At 69.2% G+C, this 18,204-nt stretch carries 15 protein-coding genes; 11 read left to right on the top strand and 4 right to left on the bottom strand.

What is annotated here, in order from left to right:
- The first annotated feature begins 148 nt into the window (after window positions 1–148).
- The 4 genes from ACFXJL_RS04340 (at window position 149) to ACFXJL_RS04325 (ending at window position 7,519) form a co-directional block, all read left to right on the top strand.
- Entirely contained in the window at window positions 149–1,864 is a 1,716-nt protein-coding gene (locus ACFXJL_RS04340; RefSeq protein WP_384689029.1) for a serine/threonine-protein kinase, read from the top strand.
- 105 nt (window positions 1,865–1,969) lie between these two features.
- Window positions 1,970–3,670, top strand: coding sequence for a serine/threonine-protein kinase (locus tag ACFXJL_RS04335; RefSeq protein ID WP_384689026.1), 1,701 nt, complete (start codon window positions 1,970–1,972; stop codon window positions 3,668–3,670).
- Between the two features lie 322 nt (window positions 3,671–3,992).
- Window positions 3,993–5,597 carry a succinic semialdehyde dehydrogenase gene (locus ACFXJL_RS04330; RefSeq protein WP_384689023.1) on the top strand — a complete coding sequence of 535 codons (1,605 nt, stop codon included), beginning with the start codon at window positions 3,993–3,995 and terminating at the stop codon, window positions 5,595–5,597.
- 65 nt (window positions 5,598–5,662) lie between these two features.
- Complete coding sequence (locus tag ACFXJL_RS04325; protein WP_384689020.1) at window positions 5,663–7,519, top strand: GMC oxidoreductase; 1,857 nt, start codon at window positions 5,663–5,665, stop codon at window positions 7,517–7,519.
- Between the two features lie 245 nt (window positions 7,520–7,764).
- On the opposite strand, the gene ACFXJL_RS04320 is transcribed toward ACFXJL_RS04325, so the two are convergent.
- On the bottom strand, window positions 7,765–8,352 hold the full coding sequence (locus tag ACFXJL_RS04320) for an LPXTG cell wall anchor domain-containing protein (protein WP_358876428.1): 588 nt from the start codon (window positions 8,350–8,352) through the stop codon (window positions 7,765–7,767).
- A gap of 52 nt (window positions 8,353–8,404) precedes the next feature.
- Here ACFXJL_RS04320 and ACFXJL_RS04315 point away from each other — a divergent pair, with 52 nt between their 5' ends.
- From ACFXJL_RS04315 to ACFXJL_RS04305, 3 genes are all read left to right on the top strand, one after another.
- Complete coding sequence (locus ACFXJL_RS04315; RefSeq protein ID WP_358876427.1) at window positions 8,405–8,719, top strand: hypothetical protein; 315 nt, start codon at window positions 8,405–8,407, stop codon at window positions 8,717–8,719.
- Between the two features lie 568 nt (window positions 8,720–9,287).
- Window positions 9,288–9,803: an SMI1/KNR4 family protein gene (locus tag ACFXJL_RS04310; protein WP_384689016.1), complete on the top strand. Its 516-nt coding sequence runs from the start codon at window positions 9,288–9,290 to the stop codon at window positions 9,801–9,803.
- Window positions 9,804–9,915: 112 nt separating this feature from the next.
- Window positions 9,916–10,500, top strand: coding sequence for an SMI1/KNR4 family protein (locus ACFXJL_RS04305; protein ID WP_384689013.1), 585 nt, complete (start codon window positions 9,916–9,918; stop codon window positions 10,498–10,500).
- 608 nt (window positions 10,501–11,108) lie between these two features.
- On the opposite strand, the gene ACFXJL_RS04300 is transcribed toward ACFXJL_RS04305, so the two are convergent.
- Complete coding sequence (locus ACFXJL_RS04300; RefSeq protein ID WP_329022317.1) at window positions 11,109–11,405, bottom strand: chorismate mutase; 297 nt, start codon at window positions 11,403–11,405, stop codon at window positions 11,109–11,111.
- Between the two features lie 331 nt (window positions 11,406–11,736).
- On the opposite strand from ACFXJL_RS04300, the gene guaA reads away from it, so the two are divergent.
- Together guaA and ACFXJL_RS04290 are read left to right on the top strand one after the other, a co-directional pair.
- Window positions 11,737–13,323 carry a glutamine-hydrolyzing GMP synthase gene (gene guaA, locus ACFXJL_RS04295; RefSeq protein WP_358876424.1) on the top strand — a complete coding sequence of 529 codons (1,587 nt, stop codon included), beginning with the start codon at window positions 11,737–11,739 and terminating at the stop codon, window positions 13,321–13,323.
- Window positions 13,324–13,617: 294 nt separating this feature from the next.
- Window positions 13,618–14,127, top strand: coding sequence for a DoxX family protein (locus ACFXJL_RS04290; RefSeq protein WP_384631694.1), 510 nt, complete (start codon window positions 13,618–13,620; stop codon window positions 14,125–14,127).
- Here ACFXJL_RS04290 and ACFXJL_RS04285 read toward each other — a convergent pair.
- Together ACFXJL_RS04285 and ACFXJL_RS04280 are read right to left on the bottom strand one after the other, a co-directional pair.
- Window positions 14,034–14,498, bottom strand: coding sequence for a hypothetical protein (locus ACFXJL_RS04285; RefSeq protein WP_384689009.1), 465 nt, complete (start codon window positions 14,496–14,498; stop codon window positions 14,034–14,036). The two genes, ACFXJL_RS04290 and ACFXJL_RS04285, sit on opposite strands and share 94 nt — an antisense overlap.
- On the bottom strand, window positions 14,485–15,861 hold the full coding sequence (locus ACFXJL_RS04280; protein ID WP_384689006.1) for a PspC domain-containing protein: 1,377 nt from the start codon (window positions 15,859–15,861) through the stop codon (window positions 14,485–14,487). Before ACFXJL_RS04280 ends, ACFXJL_RS04285 begins: the two co-directional genes overlap by 14 nt.
- A 287-nt stretch (window positions 15,862–16,148) precedes the next feature.
- Between ACFXJL_RS04280 and ACFXJL_RS04275 the strand changes: the two genes are divergently transcribed.
- Both ACFXJL_RS04275 and ACFXJL_RS04270 read left to right on the top strand, forming a co-directional pair.
- A complete protein-coding gene (locus tag ACFXJL_RS04275) occupies window positions 16,149–17,456 on the top strand; it encodes a PspC domain-containing protein (protein ID WP_329022329.1) in 1,308 nt (435 codons plus the stop codon).
- Window positions 17,453–18,148: a response regulator transcription factor gene (locus tag ACFXJL_RS04270; protein WP_329022331.1), complete on the top strand. Its 696-nt coding sequence runs from the start codon at window positions 17,453–17,455 to the stop codon at window positions 18,146–18,148. Before ACFXJL_RS04275 ends, ACFXJL_RS04270 begins: the two co-directional genes overlap by 4 nt.
- Window positions 18,149–18,204: the final 56 nt, after the last annotated feature.

Below are 18,204 nucleotides of genomic sequence, written 5' to 3'. Positions count from 1 at the left end.
TGTCATCACCCCGTCGCAGCCGACGCCTCGAAGACATAGGACAGTTGGTGCAACCCACCTGATCCTTCTCGGCCATGTCTTCCGTACTCTGGGTCCCCAGGAACGGGGCGGGGGAATCGTGGAAAACGCTCAACGAGGCGGCGACGCCGTGCATTCTCAGGGCATCGGCTCAGGTCTGGTGCTGGCGGGGCGCTATCGACTGGCGGAGGCCATCGGTCGTGGCGGAATGGGCCAGGTGTGGCGCGCTCATGACGAGGTGTTGCACCGGGTCGTTGCCATCAAGGAAATGACGGCCGGCATGTACGCCACCGAGGCGGACCGTGCCGTACTGCACACCCGTACGCGGACCGAGGCGCGTGCTGCCGCCCGCATCAGCCACCCGGGTGTGGTGACCGTCCACGACGTGCTCGACCACGATGGTCGGCCCTGGATCGTCATGGAGTACGTGGACGGCCCCTCGCTCGCGGATGCCGCTGTGGCGCAGGGCCCTGCGGGCGCGCTGCCTGCGCGTGAGGTGGCCCGGATCGGCCTTGAGGTGTTGCGGGCGCTGGGCGCAGCTCATGCCGCGGGTGTCCTCCACCGGGATGTGAAGCCCGCGAACATCCTGTTGGGCCCGGACGGCCGGGCCCGCATAACCGACTTCGGCATCGCCGCCATCGAGGGGGACTCCACGATCACCAGGACCGGTGAGATCGTCGGGTCCCTCGACTATTTGGCGCCCGAGCGGGTGCGCGGCGCCGACCCCGGCGCCGCGTCCGACCTCTGGTCGCTGGGCGCGACGCTCTACACGGTCCTGGAGGGCACTTCTCCGTTTCGGCGCACATCGCCGTTGACGACCATGCAGGCGGTGATCGACGAGGAGCCCGCCCATCCACACCAGGCCGGGCCGCTCGCTCCCGTGGTCATGGCCCTGTTGCAGAAGGACCCGGCGGCCAGGCCGTCGTTGCAGGAGACGGAACGGATGCTCCAGGCGGCCCTGGACGGCCAGAACCCCGCTGCGGTGTTCGCCCCCCAGCCGTCCACTCGGACCCTGACGCAGCTGAACCAACCGCACCACCCGGTACCGCCGCCTCCCATGAACGCGCCGACTCCGGCCACCCACACGCCGTACGCGCCGCATCCCCTGCCGACGCCCGAGCCACCGCGGAGAACGGGCGTACGGACGTCCCTGGTCGTCATCGCGCTCGCGGTGGTCATCGGCACCGGTGCCGGAATCGCCGGGTTCGTCTACTTCGACCAACAGCGGGAGCAGACGGTGAAGTCGGCGACCCCGCAGGTCACGGCGGAGTCGACGCCCAAGGAGTCGGGGCTGATACTCAAGAAGCCCGCGCAGACGCCCAAGGCGTCCCAGCCGCCGCCAAGTCCCGTCGCACAGACACCTGAGGCATCCCGCACCCCCCAGGGCTCCCAGGAGGTGCCGGACGGCTGGCGCAGGGTGGAAGACCCAGCCGGTTTCAGCCTGCTCGTACCGAATGGTTGGGAGCGTCGGGTGCAGGGGGCTCAGATCGACTACACCCCCAACGGCGGTCGGCACCTCCTGCGGATCGGGATCGACACCTCACCCGACTACGACCATCCGCACGCGCACATGCTGGACCTGGAGAAGGTCCTCGCGAAACTTCCCGACTACCAGCGCGTCACGCTGGAGCCCAATCTCTTCCGGGACCAGACGAAGTCGGCGCTGTGGGAGTTCACCTGGAACGAGAAAGAGACCTTCCCCGGCCCACGACGGGCCGTCGACCAGATGTACTTCGGTGCGGACGGCACGGAGTACGCGCTCTACATGTCCAGCCCGGCCGAGGACTGGGGGACCACCGAGGAGCAGTTCAACACGGTGCTGCGCAGCTGGCGCCCCCCGAGCTGATGTTCTGCGCCGCTGGTGAAGTGCCTCGGCGTCAACTGTCACGGCTCTGCATCCGCTGTACGGCGGCCGTAGCGTTTACGGCTGAAAAGTGACCAGGATGTGTGCATGACGAACAACCGGGGCCGGGGGAACGAGCCCACCAGCTATGACCTCAGACCACCGCACGCACCGCAGATCCCCACGCACGTTCCCCCGTCGACGCCTCCGGAGCACCACAGCGCAGCGCAGTCCATGAGCGCGCCGCCGCCGCCGGTACCGGCAGCCGTACCGGTGCCACCCCCGGTGGGCGGGCCCGAGCAGGGGCGTCGGATCGGCGGACGCTATCGGCTCGTCAGCAGGCTCGGCCACGGCGGTATGGGCACGGTCTGGCGGGCCCATGACGAGGTCGTGGACCGCGAGGTCGCGGTCAAGGAACCTCGGGTCCCCGACCACCTGAACGCCGCTGAACGCGAGAAGGTCTATCTGCGGATGCAGCGCGAGGCCCGCGCTGCGGCCCGCATCGAGCATCCGGCCGTGGTCACCATGCACGATGTCGTCGTCGAGGACGGCAAGCCGTGGATCGTCATGGAGTTGGTCCACGGCCAGTCCCTCGCCGACCGCCTCCAGGAGGGCATCCTGGATGTCCGGGAGGCCGCCCGGATCGGGCTCGATGTGCTGGGGGCGCTGGCCGCCGCCCATGAGGCGGGCGTGCTGCACCGCGATGTCAAGCCGGACAACGTCCTGTTGGGCCGGGCCGATCGGGTGGTCCTCACCGACTTCGGCATCGCCCAGATCGAGGGCGAGCAGGGGCTGACGGAGACCGGCGCCTTCGTCGGCTCGCCCGAGTTCATCGCCCCGGAGCGGGTGCTGGGCCAGCGTCCGGGACCGGAGTCCGATCTGTGGTCGCTCGGGGTGGTGCTGTACGCGGCGGTCGAAGGGGTGTCCCCCTACCGTCGCTCGCACATCCCGGCGACCCTCCAGGCCGTGCTCTCCGCCGAGCCCCAGACGCCTTCGCGCGGATCGGGTGCGTTGGGCACGCTGGTGATGCAGCTGCTGCGCAAGGATCCGGCCATGCGGCCCGATGCGGCGGAGATCCGCCAGACGTTGGAGGGCGTTGCCCGGCCACCCCAGGTCGCGTACGACCCCACGCAGTCCATTCCGGGACACGTGCCGGGCCCGATCGGCGGGGGCAATCGATGGGTGCCGCCGGTGCTCCAGCAGAGCAAGGGCGCTCGGTACGGGCTCGGCGGCGGGTTGTTGGCCGTGGCGGTCGCACTCGCCCTTGTCCTCGTCGACCCGTTCGGCGGGACGGACGGTCAGATGCCCGAGGGCTGGGAGGTCCGTTCCGACCGTGAGGTGGTGGCGGCGAACATGGCCGTGCCGTCCGAGTACAAGCGCGTCGAGGAGGACCGGGGGGCGAGCGTCACGTACTACGACCCCAGCGGCGTGTTCCTGATCTATCTGGAGCGGGTCGAGACCGCCGAGGTGGAGAAGGAGTTGCCGCCGAGCCAGAGCGCCTGGCGCACCCACTACGAGCGGGGTGGGGACAACGGGACGGAGATCGACGAACCCAAGGTGACGGTTGCGGCGTCGGAGCAGCAGGGGAGGAAGGCGTTCGACACGACCGTCGACTTCCTGCCGCCCAACGCCTACGGCGAAAATCCGGCCCGGATGCGCTGGCAGGAGCGGATCGTCGCCACGGGCGAGGGGGCGAAGGAGGTGTACTGGCGGCTGCGGGTCTCCGGTCCGGCCGAGGGATGGGCGGCCAAGGAGGGCAGCGCACTGTTCGAGCGCGTGGTGGAGCATCTGGACATCCAGGAGCTGTGAGGAACCGTCCGCTGATGGGTCGCCCCTGATGCACCGGGCCCGCTTGCCCAGGAGGGGCCCGGCTCACGGTTCGGGGCGCATCGGCGTTCCCCCTCGGCACGCTTCCCGAGAGGGCGGCCCGACCCGAGCGCCCCACTCGGGCGGGCGCCTGCGGCCGGTGTCGAATGTCTCCCGCCCCCGGCGATTCAACGAGCGGCTTCATTGAGGCAACCCCGCTGATCAGGGCTTATGTGCCAGCGATTGCTGGCGCGGTGCCAGAACGGGGCGAAAGGTGTTACCAGCGGGTACCCAAACGGGCCCCGGGCTCGTTACCCTCGGCCTCATGACGGAGTCGAAGCCCTTCGGGACCAACCCCATCGCCCCCGCGCCGAGCGGTGCGCGCACCGCAGACGACGTGGTCACTCCCGAAGTGGTCGCCCAGCTCACCCGGGGTGTCATCGGCTCCCGTCGCACCGCGAACCACACCCCCTTCACCGGGGCGAAACTGGCCGATCTGCCCGAGGCGACGCCCGCTGATGTGGCCACGGCCTTCGAGCGGGCCCGCGCCGCCCAGGGCGCCTGGGCCGCAACCTCGATCCGCACCCGCGCCGCGGTCCTCCTGCGCTTCCACGACCTCCTCCTGGAACGACAGGCCGAGGTGCTCGACCTCATCCAGTTGGAGACGGGCAAGGCCCGGCTGCACGCACATGAGGAGGTGCAGGCGGTGGCCGTGTCCGCCCGCCACTACGGCCGCCGCGCCGCGGCCCATCTACACGCCCGACGCCACACGGGCGTGGTGCCCGTACTGACGAAGGTGACCGAGTTCCGTCAGCCCCGCGGAGTCATCGGCCAGATCGCGCCCTGGAACTACCCGCTGGAACTCTCCATCGGCGATGCGCTCCCCGCGTTCGTGGCCGGCAACGCGATGGTGATGAAGCCGGACACGGAGACCGCGCTGACCGCGCTGTGGGCCCGCGATCTCCTCCTGGAGGCGGGGCTGCCCGCCGAGGTGTTCCAGATCGTCCTGGGGGAGGGGCCCGTCGTCGGGCCGGAGGTGGTCCGGCACGCCGACTACGTCTCCTTCACGGGCTCCACCCGCACCGGGCGCGAGGTCGCCCAGGGCGCGGCGGCCCGTCTGATCGGCGTCTCGCTGGAACTCGGCGGCAAGAACCCGATGCTCGTGCTCCATGACGCGGACGTCGAGCAGGCCGCGGCCGGCGCGGTCCGCGCATGCTTCTCATCAGCCGGTCAACTCTGCGTCTCCATCGAACGGCTCTACGTCCACGAGTCCATCGCCGACCGCTTCATCGAACGGTTCGCGGAGCGCACCCGGGCCATGCGCCTCGGGAACTCGCTCTCGTACGGGGCGGACATGGGCTCGCTCGCCGGTGAACGGCAACTGACCGCCGTGACCCGACACGTGGAGGAAGCCGTCGCCAAGGGTGCCACCGTCGTGGCCGGCGGCACCGCCCGACCCGACATCGGCCCCTACTTCTACGAGCCGACCATCCTGGACGGGGTCGAGCCGCCCATGGCGGTCTGTGCCGAGGAGACCTTCGGCCCCGTGGTCTCCCTCTACCGCTTCACCGACGAGGACACGGTGGTCGAGGCCGCCAACGCCACCCCGTACGGACTGAACGCCAGCATCTGGACGCGCGACGGCAAGCGAGGCCATGAACTCGCCACCCGACTGCGCGTCGGTACGGTCAACATCAACGAGGCGTACGCATCGGCCTACGGGAGCGTGCAGTCGCCGATGGGCGGGATGAAGGACTCCGGCCTCGGGCGGCGCCACGGGGCGGAGGGCGTCCTCAAGTACACCGAGGCCCAGACGGTGGCCCAACAGCGACTCCTGCCCCTCGCACCGTCGCTGGGCATGGACGACCGGAAGTACACCACCGCGATGAGCCGCGCGCTTCGGGTGATGAAGGCCCTGCGCCTGCCCTGAGGCACCTTCGGGGGCCAACCGGCGCGGCCTCCGGACACACCCCAACCTCCCGGACGAGGAGAGCCATGCCCGAGGCACCCCCTGCGCACCGCACCTCCCCGGCCCCTGGCCCGTCCCCCGATCACGCCCCCGACTACGACGTGATCGTGATCGGCTCCGGCTTCGGCGGCTGCGTCGCCGCGCTGCGGCTCACCGAGAAGGGATACCGGGTCGGCGTCCTGGAAGCAGGCCGACGCTTCACCCGAGAGACCCTCCCCAAGAACTCCTGGGACCTGCGCAACTTCCTCTGGGCCCCGAAGCTCGGCCTGTTCGGCATCCAACGCATCCATCTGCTCGGCAAGGTGATGGTGCTGGCCGGCGCGGGTGTCGGCGGCGGCTCGCTGAACTACGCCAACACCCTCTACGTACCGCCCGAGCGCTTCTTCCAGGACCCGCAGTGGAAGGACATCACCGACTGGCAGGCGGAACTCTCCCCGCACTACGACCAGGCACGTCGCATGCTCGGCGTACGGATCAACCCGACCGTGACCCCGTCCGACGTCCACCTCCGCGCCACGGCCAGGGCGATGGGCATCGAGGACACCTTCCACCTGGCTCCGGTCGGGGTGTTCTTCGGCGACGGCGCCGACGCCGACAAGACCGTGCGCGTCGCTCCCGGCACCCAGGTGCCCGACCCCTACTTCGGCGGCGCCGGCCCCGCCCGTACGGCCTGCCGCCAGTGCGGCGAGTGCATGACCGGCTGCCGCCACGGAGCGAAGAACACCCTCAACGAGAACTACCTCCATCTCGCCGAGCGCGCGGGCGCCGTGGTCCATCCGATGACGACCGTGATCGCCGTCGCCGAGGATCCGCGGGGCGGACTGTCCGTCACGACCGTGCCGAGCGACCGCAGGCGCCGGGGTGGGGGACGTACGTTCACGGCGCCCCGGGTCGTCGTCGCGGCGGGCACCTACGGCACCCAGACCCTGCTGCACCGGATGAAGGACACCGGACGACTGCCCGCGCTCTCACCCCGGCTCGGCGAACTGACCCGGACGAACTCCGAAGCGCTGGTGGGAGCCCAGACCGACGACCGCCGCTACCGTCGGCGCCACGGCACACGGAAGGTCGACTTCACCCGCGGCGTCGCGATCACCTCGTCCATCCACCCCGACGCCGACACCCACATCGAGCCGGTGCGCTACGGCAAGGGCTCCAACGCCATGGGGCTCCTGACGATCCTCCAGGTGCCCTACAACACCCGGGCCCGGGTACGCGGCTGGGTCGGTCAACTGGGCAGACACCCCGTCCGGGCGGTTCGTTCGCTCTCCAACCGACGCTGGTCGGAACGGACCATCATCGGGCTGGTCATGCAGTCCCTGGACAACTCGCTGACGACCTACCGAAAGCCCGGTGGCCTCGGCAAAGGACTGCTGACCGCCCGGCAGGGCCATGGAGCACCCAACCCGGGTCAGATCGCCGCGGCCACCCGGGCCGCAGCGCTGCTCGCCGAGGAGATCAACGGCTTCGCCGGCTCCAACGTGGGTGAGCTGATGGGGACACCGCTGACCGCCCACTTCCTCGGCGGCTGCCCGATCGGAGCATCGGCGGACTCCGGTGTGATCGATCCCTACCACCGACTCTACGGATATCCGGACATCTCGGTGGTGGACGGCGCAGCCGTCACGGCGAACCTGGGCGTCAACCCGTCACTGACCATCACGGCCCAGGCGGAACGGGCCCTGTCGATGTGGCCCAACAAGGGAGACGCGGACCCCCGCCCCGCCCAAGGCGCACCGTACCGACGGATTCCGGCAGTGCCCCCGGTCGCACCCGTGGTGCCGGTCGGCGCCTTCGGTGAACTGCGGCTGCCGCCACTCCTCGACATACCGGTTGTACCGCGCCGCTCCGAAACCTCGGAGATCCCGCCGAAAGCGGACTGAATCCGGGCCGGCTGGCTCCACGCCGATTGGCTCCGGGCCGACTGAATCCGGGCCGGCTGACTTCGGTTCGACCGACTTCGGTTCGACCGTGCGCGACCGGCTCCGACTTCGGTTCGACCGTGCGCGACCGGCTCCGACTTCGGTTCGACCGTGTGCGACCGACTCCGCACCCGTCCGGACAGACAGAGAGGCCGCTGCGCCCCCCTCCAAGCGCAGCGACCCCTCCGGGTTCTTCGGCCTACGGGCTACGCCGTGGCACCGTTCGCGCGGCGGCGCTTCATCGCGAAGACGACACCCGCTCCGGCGACGATGGCGATACCGCCGACGATCCCGATGGTCGGGACGACGGAGCTGGAGCCGGTCTCGGCGAGGCTGCCCTCGACGACGGCCCCGCTGTTGTCCTTGGACGGCTTCTCCGTCGCGACCGGGACCTTGCCGCCTTCCTGCGGCTCGGTTCCGTCGGTGTCCGTGCCGGACTTCACGATCTGGAACTTGTAGGCGACCTCGCCGAAGCCCTCGCACTCGCCTTCACCGCTGGAGTAGAGGCTCGCGCCGAGCGAGAAGCCGGAGCCCACGGGCGCCTTCGCCTTGACGTTCAGGCGCAGCGGCAGGTTGACCTCGTAGTCGGGCTTCAGCTCATCGGTCCAGCCGACGAAGCCGACCGCTTCACCGTCGGGGCCTTCCAGGCCCTCCCACGACTTGGTGTCGGGGTCGTACGCCTGGAGTTCGACGTGCTTCTTCTTGAAGAGGTCCTCACCCAGCTTGTCCGACGAGGCTCCGGCGAAGAACGCCAGGTCGGTCAGGGTGTCGTCCGAGGTGTTGTGCACGTTCATGGAGAACTTGTGCCAGCCGCTGCCCGCCGCGATCTTGCCGGGGAGACCGCTGATGGAGACGTCGACCGCGGAGTCGTTGCACTCGGCCGGGGGCTCCGACTCCGAGGAGCTCGGGCTCGGGGACGCCGGCGGGGAGGACTCCGTGTTGCTCGGGCTCGGGCTCTGCGACGGGCTCTCGCTCTGGGACGGGCTCTCGGAGTTGCTCGGCGATGTGCTCTCGGACGGGCTTTCCGACGTGCTCGGCGAGGTGCTCTCCGAGGGGCTTTCGGAGGCGCTCGGCGAGGTGCTCTCCGAAGGCTTCTCCGACGGGCTCTGCGAGGTGCTCGGCGAGGACGAGGACTCGGAGGGGCTCGGGCTCGTCGCATAGGCGGCCGGGGCTGCCAGGAAGGTGGCAGGGGCTATGACGGCGCTCGCGGCAGCGATGGCCATAGCGCGGCGGAGCTTCATGAAGACCTCGGCGGTGTCTGGGCGCCGCTTCGATGCGGCACGGGCTGGTTGGCCTTCCGAAGCTGTGGTGCACGGGTGAGGCCGTCGGTACGCATGATTGACCTGCGACCCGCCGAAATGGTTGCCCATCTTCTGACAGAAATTTTATGTGGTGTAGGCCACGGACGTATTTCGCGGTGATAGCCCATCCCTCGGTCCGGTGGAGTAAGGGCAGCCGCATCGCCGGTCCGCAAGGGTGGTGGTACGTCCGCCCGCCCAGTGATCGCCCAGAATCCCGACAACGGTGGCAACGCGATCCGGTTCGATGCGGTCAGTGCGGTCAGTGCGGTCAGTCCGGTTGGTGCGGTCGATCGGTCCCCAGGCCCAGCTGGAACCCGAAGGGCAGTGGCTGTTCGCGGCATGAATGGATGGTTCAGAAGATGATTCAACAGTCGGGGTCCCGTGTGCTGGACGGTCTCATCCATCGCATAGGGAGTGGGGGAGACACCGTGGACTGGTCAGCGGTCCAGCGTTGTTGGGGTGTTCGCTTCCCCACGGACTACATCGATTTTCTGTACACATACGGAAAGGGGGTTTTTGCGCGGTATCTACTGATACTCAGTCCGGAGGTCGATGGTCCGATCGATTCCATGGCGGAAGAGACGGAGAACGCTCGCGGGTCCGAGCCGTTGCGAACAGATCATGACGTGATCGCTTGGGGCGTCGATTCGAGTGGGGATATTCTCTGCTGGCTCGTCTCGGGAGAAGAACCGGATCAGTGGCCAGTGGCGGTCTGGGGCAGGCATTCTTCTCCCCATTGGGCCACGTATGAATGCGGAATGGTCGAGTTCCTGCGGGCGACCATCTCCGGTGAGTTTCCTGAGTGTCCGCTCAGTGGTCTCGATCTGTGGAACACCGTGCCGGTGTCGTACCTGGGTGACCGAGAGGACAAGCGTCTGCGCTCTCTGGGCCTCGACCCATGGACGGGTGAGCCAGATCCCTACGCCGGAATGACGTTCGGCTGATGCCGTTGTCGGGCCGATGGGCCGAAGAGTCGCGTACGGCCGATCTCGATCGAGAACGGCCGGAACACCGGGTCGCCGTGCAGGGGCTCCGAGGCCGTGGGGAGGTGCGGAGATGGAACACCTGAAGCACGTGTTCGCGATGATGGGTGAACCCGATGCGCGCTACGCCGACCCCGATGCCTGGAACAGGTTGGAAGAGGAACTCGGGCTCGCACTACCGGAGGACTACAAGACCCTCGTCGATGCCTATGCGCCGATTCAGGTCAACGGACACCTCCACCTGGAGCATCCCGCCGCTCCTGGCCTGGGGCTGTCGTCCTTCATGGCTCGGACCGTGGAGGCGTTCACCGCCACCACTTGGGACGAGCACGTCCTGTGCCCCGGCTTTGAATCGACAGGTCCCCTGTTCGGTGGTGAGAGGGGGATGGTCCCCCTGTGCAGCACTGATCGGGGCGAGTACGTCTTCCTCGCCCCAAGGGCGGACGGCGAACCGGACCGGCTTCTCACCTGTGACGGCGATGAGCAGGACTTCTACGAGTACCGGATGTCGTTCGGCGCATGGTTGAGCCGGTATCTGACGGGCGGTGACATGGTCGGTCCCGACAGCGCGGCCTTCTATCCGGGACCTCTCCGGATGGAGCGCTGGCCGGCAGGGCAGCAGTCCATCGAGTGGTACGGGCCGGAGCGGGGAATGTGATCCTCCGCTCCGTGTTCCCGGGGTCCGTGTTCCAGGTGCCTGTGTCCAGGTGTCTGTGTCCAGTGGTCCGTGTCCCGGGGTCCGTGACCTTGGGCAGGAGTACGGGCAGGAGCACACGGCAAGGGTCCCCGCAGGTGTGTCCGCGGGGACCCTTGCCCGTCGGCGCCGGTGTCAGGGCGGCGGTGGTGCCGACGGACGCGGCGCTGGGGGGTGCGCCGCGGGGAGGGGATCTGTCGTTTCGCCGCGGTGGGAAACACGGCGGAAAGTGTGGTGGTGGGTCGGGTGGGACGCAGTGCGCAGCTGCTTCGACCGGATTGCGGTCGACCCCGAGCGTCCTCGGAGTCGACCGCTTTGGGGTGACCGGGCTGCTGTCCCCTGCCGACCGGTCACATGCGCTGGTGCGAGGTCCCACGACGTGCCGTCGGCACGTCACACGCCCCAGCGGAGCCACGCGTGGTTTTCCTTCCAGGCCCGCCCCTGGCTGACACGGACATGGGTTCCAACGAAGCCCGCTCGGCCTCGGTCACGCGCCGTACGGGTGAGAGCGGACCCGAACTCAGTTGCGCCCGACCACCTTGTCGGGCCTGTCCGGCCACGGGCCCGTTGATTCAGACGCGGCCTCGGCACAGCTCCAGCAGTGTCATCGCCAGCGCCGTCCCCGGCTTGCCCAGCGCCTCTCGGAAGTGGCCGAGAACCTCCATCTCGCGCGATAGGTTCACCCGTCGCCCACCCGAGGAGATCCGTGCGTCCTGGATCACCGCGGACACGGCCATCCGTTCCTGTACGAGACCGATGATCCGGTCGTCGAGTGCGTCGATGCGCTCACGTGCGTCGGTGATCAGGCCGGCCGCCTCCTCCGTGCGGGCACCGGTCTGCTCCGTGATCGTCTTCGCCGTCGTGGTCATCGTGCGGGGCTCCTCTGTCTCAAGGGGGCTGCCCCGGGGCGGCAATGGCCCGGGAATGACAGAACGCCCCGAGCCATATCGGCCCGGGGCGCCTGGGAAGTCGTTTGTCACTAGCTCAAACAGCACGACCATGGCAGCCGGACGGGCCGGTGCCATAGGTAAATTCGAAGGTCAGCTGCTGAAGCATGGAATCAGTATGGACCGGTGACGCAGCGCAGCCAACGCCGGGTTCGGATGGTGAGACGGAGTGGGAACTTCCGCGGACCGGGACGCCCCCTTGGCCCCGGTAGAATCGGGAGAACCGAAACCCAGTCCCGCCGGAAGGCCGCCAGTGTCATCAGCGTCTCCCGCTGCCGAGCCCGATGTCGTACTCGTAGTCGACTTCGGCGCGCAGTACGCCCAGCTCATCGCCCGCCGCGTCCGTGAGGCACGGGTCTTCAGCGAGATCGTGCCCTCGACGATGCCCGTCGCCGAGATGCTGGCCAAGAAGCCCAAGGCGATCATCCTCTCCGGCGGTCCGTCCTCCGTCTACGCCGAGCACGCTCCGAAGCTCGACCGGGCGATCTTCGAGGCCGGTGTCCCCGTCTTCGGCATGTGCTACGGATTCCAGCTGATGGCGACCGCCCTCGGCGGCACCGTCGACAACACCGGCGCCCGTGAGTACGGACGCACTCCGCTGCACGTCAGCAAGCCAGGCTCCACCCTCTTCGAAGGCACGCCGTCCGAGCAGCCCGTGTGGATGTCCCACGGCGATGCCTGTTCCGCCGCGCCCGAGGGCTTCACCGTCACCGCGTCGACCGACGTCGTACCGGTCGCGGCCTTCGAGAACGACGAGAAGAAGCTGTACGGCGTCCAGTACCACCCGGAGGTCATGCACTCCACGCACGGACAGCAGGTGCTGGAGCACTTCCTCTACCGTGGCGCCGGCATCGAGCCGGTGTGGACGACCGGCAATGTCATCGAGGAGCAGCTCGCCCTCATCCGTGAGCAGGTCGGCACCAAGCGCGCCATCTGCGGCCTCTCCGGCGGCGTGGACTCCGCGGTTGCGGCTGCGCTCGTTCAGAAGGCGATCGGATCGCAGCTGACCTGCGTCTACGTCGACCACGGGCTGATGCGCAAGGGCGAGACCGAGCAGGTCGAGAAGGACTTCGTCGCGGCCACCGGCGTATCGCTGAAGGTCGTCGACGCGCAGGAACGCTTCTTGACCGCGCTCGCCGGTGTCTCCGACCCCGAGGAGAAGCGCAAGATCATCGGGCGTGAGTTCATCCGCGTCTTCGAACAGGCGCAGGCCGAGATCGTCGCCGAGGGCGCGGCCGACGGCGAGGAAGTCGCCTTCCTCGTCCAGGGCACCCTCTACCCGGACGTCGTGGAGTCCGGTGGCGGCAGCGGAACCGCCAACATCAAGTCGCACCACAATGTGGGCGGCCTCCCCGAGGACCTTGAGTTCGCGCTGGTCGAGCCTCTGCGCAAGCTCTTCAAGGACGAGGTCCGGATGGTCGGCCAGGAACTGGGCCTCCCCGACGAGATCGTCCAGCGGCAGCCCTTCCCGGGCCCGGGCCTCGGTATCCGCATCGTCGGCGAGGTCACGCGCGAGCGCCTCGACCTGCTGCGCGAGGCCGACGCCATCGCCCGTGAAGAGCTGACCGCGGCCGGCCTCGACCGTGAGATCTGGCAGTGCCCTGTCGTGCTGCTCGCCGATGTCCGCAGTGTCGGAGTCCAGGGCGACGGGCGGACCTACGGCCACCCGATCGTGCTGCGTCCGGTCTCATCGGAGGACGCGATGACCGCGGACTGGACCCGGATGCCGTACGACGTGCTGGCGAAGATTTCCACCCGGATCACCAATGAGGTCGCCGACGTCAACCGTGTGGTGCTGGACGTGACCAGCAAGCCGCCGGGCACCATCGAGTGGGAGTGACCATCGAGTGGGGGTGACCGCCCACCGCTGAAGGCCGACGCCGTCATCCGTTCGTTCGGGTGACGGCGTTCGTCGTGGTCGCTGGGGCATCGCCCGCTCCGCGAGCGGCAGGGCTACGGCCCGGTGGGACGCCGACGTACGGCCCGGAGTAACGGACCGTACGCCCGGAGCTGAGTCCGTGCCCGGATCGATCGTCAGCCGCCACCGCCCTGGGGATGAATCGAACATCTGGTGAGCTTTTCGGCCCGGGTGTCCGTAGTGTCAGATGACGGGCCAACGGGAGGTGGGAGAGCCATGAGCACGAGCCATCGGTGGACAGCCGGGGACGGCACTACGCGGACCCGACGGGAGCAGGCGGGCCGCTACGCCCTGCTGCCGCTGCGGATCTTCCTCGGTGTCACGTTCATCTATGCCGGTCTCGACAAACTCACGGACAGCAGCTTCCTCCGCGACAGCGGCGCCGGCTCCATCGGCGATCTGATGCGCAATGTCCGGGACACCTCCGCCGTGCCCTGGCTGGTCGACCTCGGTCTGAGGAACCCCGAGGGCTTCGGCTATGCCCTGGCCTTCGGTGAAGTGGCCGTCGGCCTCGGCACCCTCATCGGACTACTGGCTCGGCTGGCGGCCCTGGGCGGCGCCCTGATCTCCTTGAGCCTCTGGCTGACCGTGAGCTGGCAGACCGAGCCGTACTACTACGGCAATGACCTGGTCTATCTGATGGCCTGGTTGCCGCTGGTCCTGGCGGGGGCGTCCGTGCTCTCGCTGGATGCGGCCGTGTCTGCTCGGCGGCGCCGCAGGCCATAGTGCACGAGGCCCGCCACACCGGCGAGGGACAGACCCCCTGTGATCACCGGGAAGACGATGAACCAGGGGATGTGCCAGGCCCCAGCCGCGTCGCCCGCGTAGAGCAGGGTCAGCGTGAGGGCCGTGAGTCCCGCGAGCAGCCGACCCGGTCTGAAGCCGTGCACGACACGGGAGGCTGAGGAGGAGGCGGGAGCGCACCGGGAGCGGCCGGGCGGGCCTTCGTCCGGCCGGGCGTCAGCGGCCACCGTCGTGTGGCCAGCCTCGTTGATCTCGTTGGGCTCGTTGATCTCGTTGATCTCGTTGGGCTTGCTGATCTCTCGGGGGGCCTGGGACTCCTCGGTCCTCGGCTGCTCGACATCAGGACGCGGCACGGGTCACCTCCACCTGGCCGATGGCCACCTTGAGACGCAGTTCGATTCCGCCCATGGGCTTGGCGCCCTTGGGCGCCGGCAGGCTCTGCCGCCGCTCCACGTCGGTAGAGATGTCGATGTCGTTCTTGGCGTCGCCCGGCAGGGATATCTCCCCGAAGTCCGCCGTGGCCCACACGGTGACCACCGCGTCCTTCGGTACGACCACCTTGAGCCGGCCGGCGCCCACCTCCGCCGTCGTGGAGACCGAACCCCCGGTCGGCACCGGCACGGCCGTCAGATTGAGGGTCGCGTCGCCCGAGCCCAGCTCATAGCGGGGCTTGATGTCCGAGACCGCCGTGGGCGCCCATTCCTTCTGGAGCCACCGGGTACTGATGTCCTTCGGCAGCGCAGCGGCGCCCGCCAACAGGAGCGCGGTGACGACCGTCAACATGACCGTACCGACTCCGGTGCGGCCGATCACCGAGCTGATGGCGATGCCCAGACCGAAGACTCCCAGGGCGCAGACCAGTCCGATCTGGAGGCTCGTACCCAAGGGGTGGCCGTCCCAGCTCATCCGTGTGCCCAGGAAGCCGGCGACCACGGCCAGCATGAACACCGTGCCGCCGATGCGTCGTGGCCCCACCGGCCGGGACCGTGGGGGTGCGCCCTTGCCGGGGACCGCCCTGGCGGCTTCGGACAGGGCGCTTTCGGGACCCCAGAGGTAGTCGGAGGGAGCCGGGCCGGTGGAGCCGTCCTTGACGATCGGGTCCCGCCACCACGACGGTGCCTCCCGCACCGGAGGGGCCTTGGTCTCGGGCGGCGCTTCGGAGACCGTCTGGGCGGTCGCCCGGTCGACGTGCGCGGTTTCCAGCACCGTACGTCGACGCTGCGACCACACCGCCGCACCGGAGATGGTGAGGGTGAGCAGGGCGGCGAAGGCGAGGGTCCCCCCGCTGTTCAGCATGGTGAGGAACAGGCCGCAGCCCAGGAGGGCGAGGAAGGTCGCGGTCAGCGCGGGTCCGTCGACCCGGCCCGAGAGCAGTCGACGGGCCTCGCTCTCCCCGTCGTCGTCCAGCGGCACCAGGAGCCAGGCGAACCCGTAGAGGATCAACCCGATGCCGCCCGCCGCCGCGAGCACGCCGATCACGATCCGGAAGATCACCGGGTCGATGTCGCAGTACCGGCCCAGCCCGCCGCAGACGCCGCCCAGGACCTTCTGCCGTGACGCACGGCGCAACGGGCGCTCCTCAGCCAGGTCGGGCTGGGGCTGGCCGGGACGCGCGTCCGACGTCCGCGGGGACGCGCCCGCGGGCTGTCCGCCGGCGGCGTCCCCTGCGGACGGTGCACTGCCACCCGCTCCCCGTGCGGCGGTCGGCCCGGTCATACGTGCACCACCTGGCACGGGAAGGCGATCGGCTCTGTCATAGGTCCATGGTGACGGGCGTTCGTCCGTGATGGCACCCGCGCCGACCCTGGCCCGTCCCTGAGATCTATCCCTGAGAGACCCACATCCGAGGGGGCGGCTGCCCCGGGTCGCGCCGGTGGCGGTTCCGGGTTCGGCGGAGGCCGCCCCGCTCCGGCCGGATACGGGTGGGCATCGGGTTCCTTCCCGGGGTGCTCTCAGGGTCGCCCCCGATACCGCGGGGCCCTCTCCCGTGTGACGATCGGTGCATGCCCGCCGCCACGCCCCGTACCGCCGCCCCTCCGCGCGCCCCGTTGCCCGAGGAGGCACCGCCGCGCAAGCTCTACCGCAGTGCCGACGGCCGGTTCCTCGGCGGGGTCGCCCGGGGCCTGGCGGGTCATCTCGGTCTGCCGGTCGTCTGGGTCCGGCTGGTCTTCCTCGGCCTGTTCATGACCGAGGGACTCGGCATCCTGCTGTACGCGGTGTTCTGGATCGTCGTACCGCTCGGGGTGGGCGGAAAGGGTGCGCAGCCGCGCTCCCTCTTCGAGGTGGCGAACGACGGCAGACGAAGGCTCCGCAAGCCCGACAAGGGCCAACTGTTCGCGATGATCGCCCTGGTCTTCGGCGCATCGATCTTCGTCGGCAACCTCGACACCAGCAGCGGTACCAACCGCTATGTGTGGCCGACGGTGCTGGTCGGCGCGGGTGTCGTCCTGGTGTGGCGCCAGGCGGACAACGCCCGCCGTGCCCGCTGGAGCGAGGCCAACACCCGTCGTCGCCGGCTGTTCCAACTCGGGCGGGGCCTGGCCGGGGTGGCGCTGGTCGGCATGGGCTTCAGCGTCTTCGTCGTCGTCCGGGGGTCGGCGGCGCAACTCGGCAATGTGCTCACCGCCGCGATAGCCGTGCTCTCCGGGATCGCCCTGCTCGCCGGCCCATGGCTGGTTCGGATGAGCCAGGACCTCTCGGAGGAGCGGACCATGCGCATCCGGGCCCAGGAGCGCGCCGAGGTCGCGGCGCACGTGCACGACTCCGTACTCCATACCCTCACCTTGATCCAGCGCAACGCCGATGACGCCGGTGAGGTGCGCCGCCTCGCCCGCGCCCAGGAGCGTGAGCTGCGCAACTGGCTCTACAAACCCGAGGGCACGGGCAAGGACGAGGCCGAGGAGCCCGACACCCTCGCGGATGCGGTGAAGAAGGCGGCGGCCGAGGTCGAGGACAAGCACGGCGTCCCGCTGGAGGTCGTGGTGGTCGGTGACTGTCCGCTCGACGACGGATTGAGCGCACAGATGCAGGCCGCACGCGAGGCAATGGTGAACGCGGCCAAGTACGGTGGCGAGGGCGGTGCGGTCCAGGTCTTCGCCGAAGTCGACGGCCGCACGGTCTATGTCTCCGTACGGGACCGGGGGCCCGGTTTCGACCTGGACTCCGTGCCGGACGACAGGATGGGCGTCAGGGAGTCGATCATCGGCCGTATGCAGCGCAACGGCGGTACGGCCCGACTCCGTCCGGCGCCCGGCGGGGGTACGGAGGTCGAGTTGGAGATGGAACGGGCCATGGAGAGGGCGGAACAATGACCGAAGCGACGGCGCCAGGGGAGAGCGGCGAGCGGCGGGTGCGGGTGGTGCTGGTCGATGACCACCGCATGTTCCGTACCGGTGTCCAGGCGGAGATCGGAGCGACCGAGCGCACCGGTGTCGAGGTGGTCGGCGAGGCCGCGGACGTGGACCAGGCGGTCACCGTGATCACGGCGACGCGCCCCGAGGTCGTCCTGCTGGACGTCCATCTGCCGGGTGGCGGTGGCGTCGAGGTGCTGCGGCGCTGTGCTTCCCTGATGGCGGCCGGCGAGGACCCCGTGCGTTTTCTGGCACTGTCCGTGTCGGACGCAGCGGAGGATGTGATCGGAGTGATCCGCGGCGGTGCCCGCGGCTATGTCACCAAGACGATCACGGGCACCGATCTGGTGGAATCGATCTTCCAGGTACAGGAGGGGGACGCGGTCTTCTCACCCCGGCTCGCGGGGTTCGTCCTCGATGCGTTCGCCTCCACCGACGCACCCCCGGTCGACGAGGACCTGGACCGGCTCACCCAACGGGAGCGGGAGGTGCTGCGGTTGATCGCGAGGGGGTACGCCTACAAGGAGATCGCCAAGCAGCTGTTCATCTCGGTGAAGACCGTGGAGTCGCATGTGTCGGCGGTCCTGCGCAAGCTCCAACTGTCGAACCGCCATGAACTGACGCGCTGGGCGACGGCCCGACGACTGGTGTGAGCCTGTGGCGGGCGGGCTCCTCGCACGGCTGGACCCCTACCGGCCGTGCGATGTCC

The organism is Streptomyces sp. NPDC059256 (assembly GCF_042753785.1).
Lineage (GTDB): Bacteria > Actinomycetota > Actinomycetes > Streptomycetales > Streptomycetaceae > Streptomyces.
Note: the sequence above shows the minus strand (reverse complement) of the source record. Positions and strands in the feature narration are given on the sequence as shown.

Coding starts and splice junctions, on each gene's coding strand:
- ACFXJL_RS04325 (WP_384689020.1), top strand. CDS start 5,663: ATGCCCGAGGCACCCCCTGCGCACCGCACCTCCCCGGCCCCTGGCCCG.
- ACFXJL_RS04330 (WP_384689023.1), top strand. CDS start 3,993: ATGACGGAGTCGAAGCCCTTCGGGACCAACCCCATCGCCCCCGCGCCG.
- ACFXJL_RS04315 (WP_358876427.1), top strand. CDS start 8,405: ATGGAGACGTCGACCGCGGAGTCGTTGCACTCGGCCGGGGGCTCCGAC.
- ACFXJL_RS04305 (WP_384689013.1), top strand. CDS start 9,916: ATGGAACACCTGAAGCACGTGTTCGCGATGATGGGTGAACCCGATGCG.
- ACFXJL_RS04290 (WP_384631694.1), top strand. CDS start 13,618: ATGAGCACGAGCCATCGGTGGACAGCCGGGGACGGCACTACGCGGACC.
- ACFXJL_RS04270 (WP_329022331.1), top strand. CDS start 17,453: ATGACCGAAGCGACGGCGCCAGGGGAGAGCGGCGAGCGGCGGGTGCGG.
- ACFXJL_RS04280 (WP_384689006.1), bottom strand. CDS start 15,861: ATGACCGGGCCGACCGCCGCACGGGGAGCGGGTGGCAGTGCACCGTCC.
- ACFXJL_RS04275 (WP_329022329.1), top strand. CDS start 16,149: ATGCCCGCCGCCACGCCCCGTACCGCCGCCCCTCCGCGCGCCCCGTTG.
- ACFXJL_RS04320 (WP_358876428.1), bottom strand. CDS start 8,352: ATGAACGTGCACAACACCTCGGACGACACCCTGACCGACCTGGCGTTC.
- ACFXJL_RS04300 (WP_329022317.1), bottom strand. CDS start 11,405: ATGACCACGACGGCGAAGACGATCACGGAGCAGACCGGTGCCCGCACG.
- ACFXJL_RS04335 (WP_384689026.1), top strand. CDS start 1,970: ATGACGAACAACCGGGGCCGGGGGAACGAGCCCACCAGCTATGACCTC.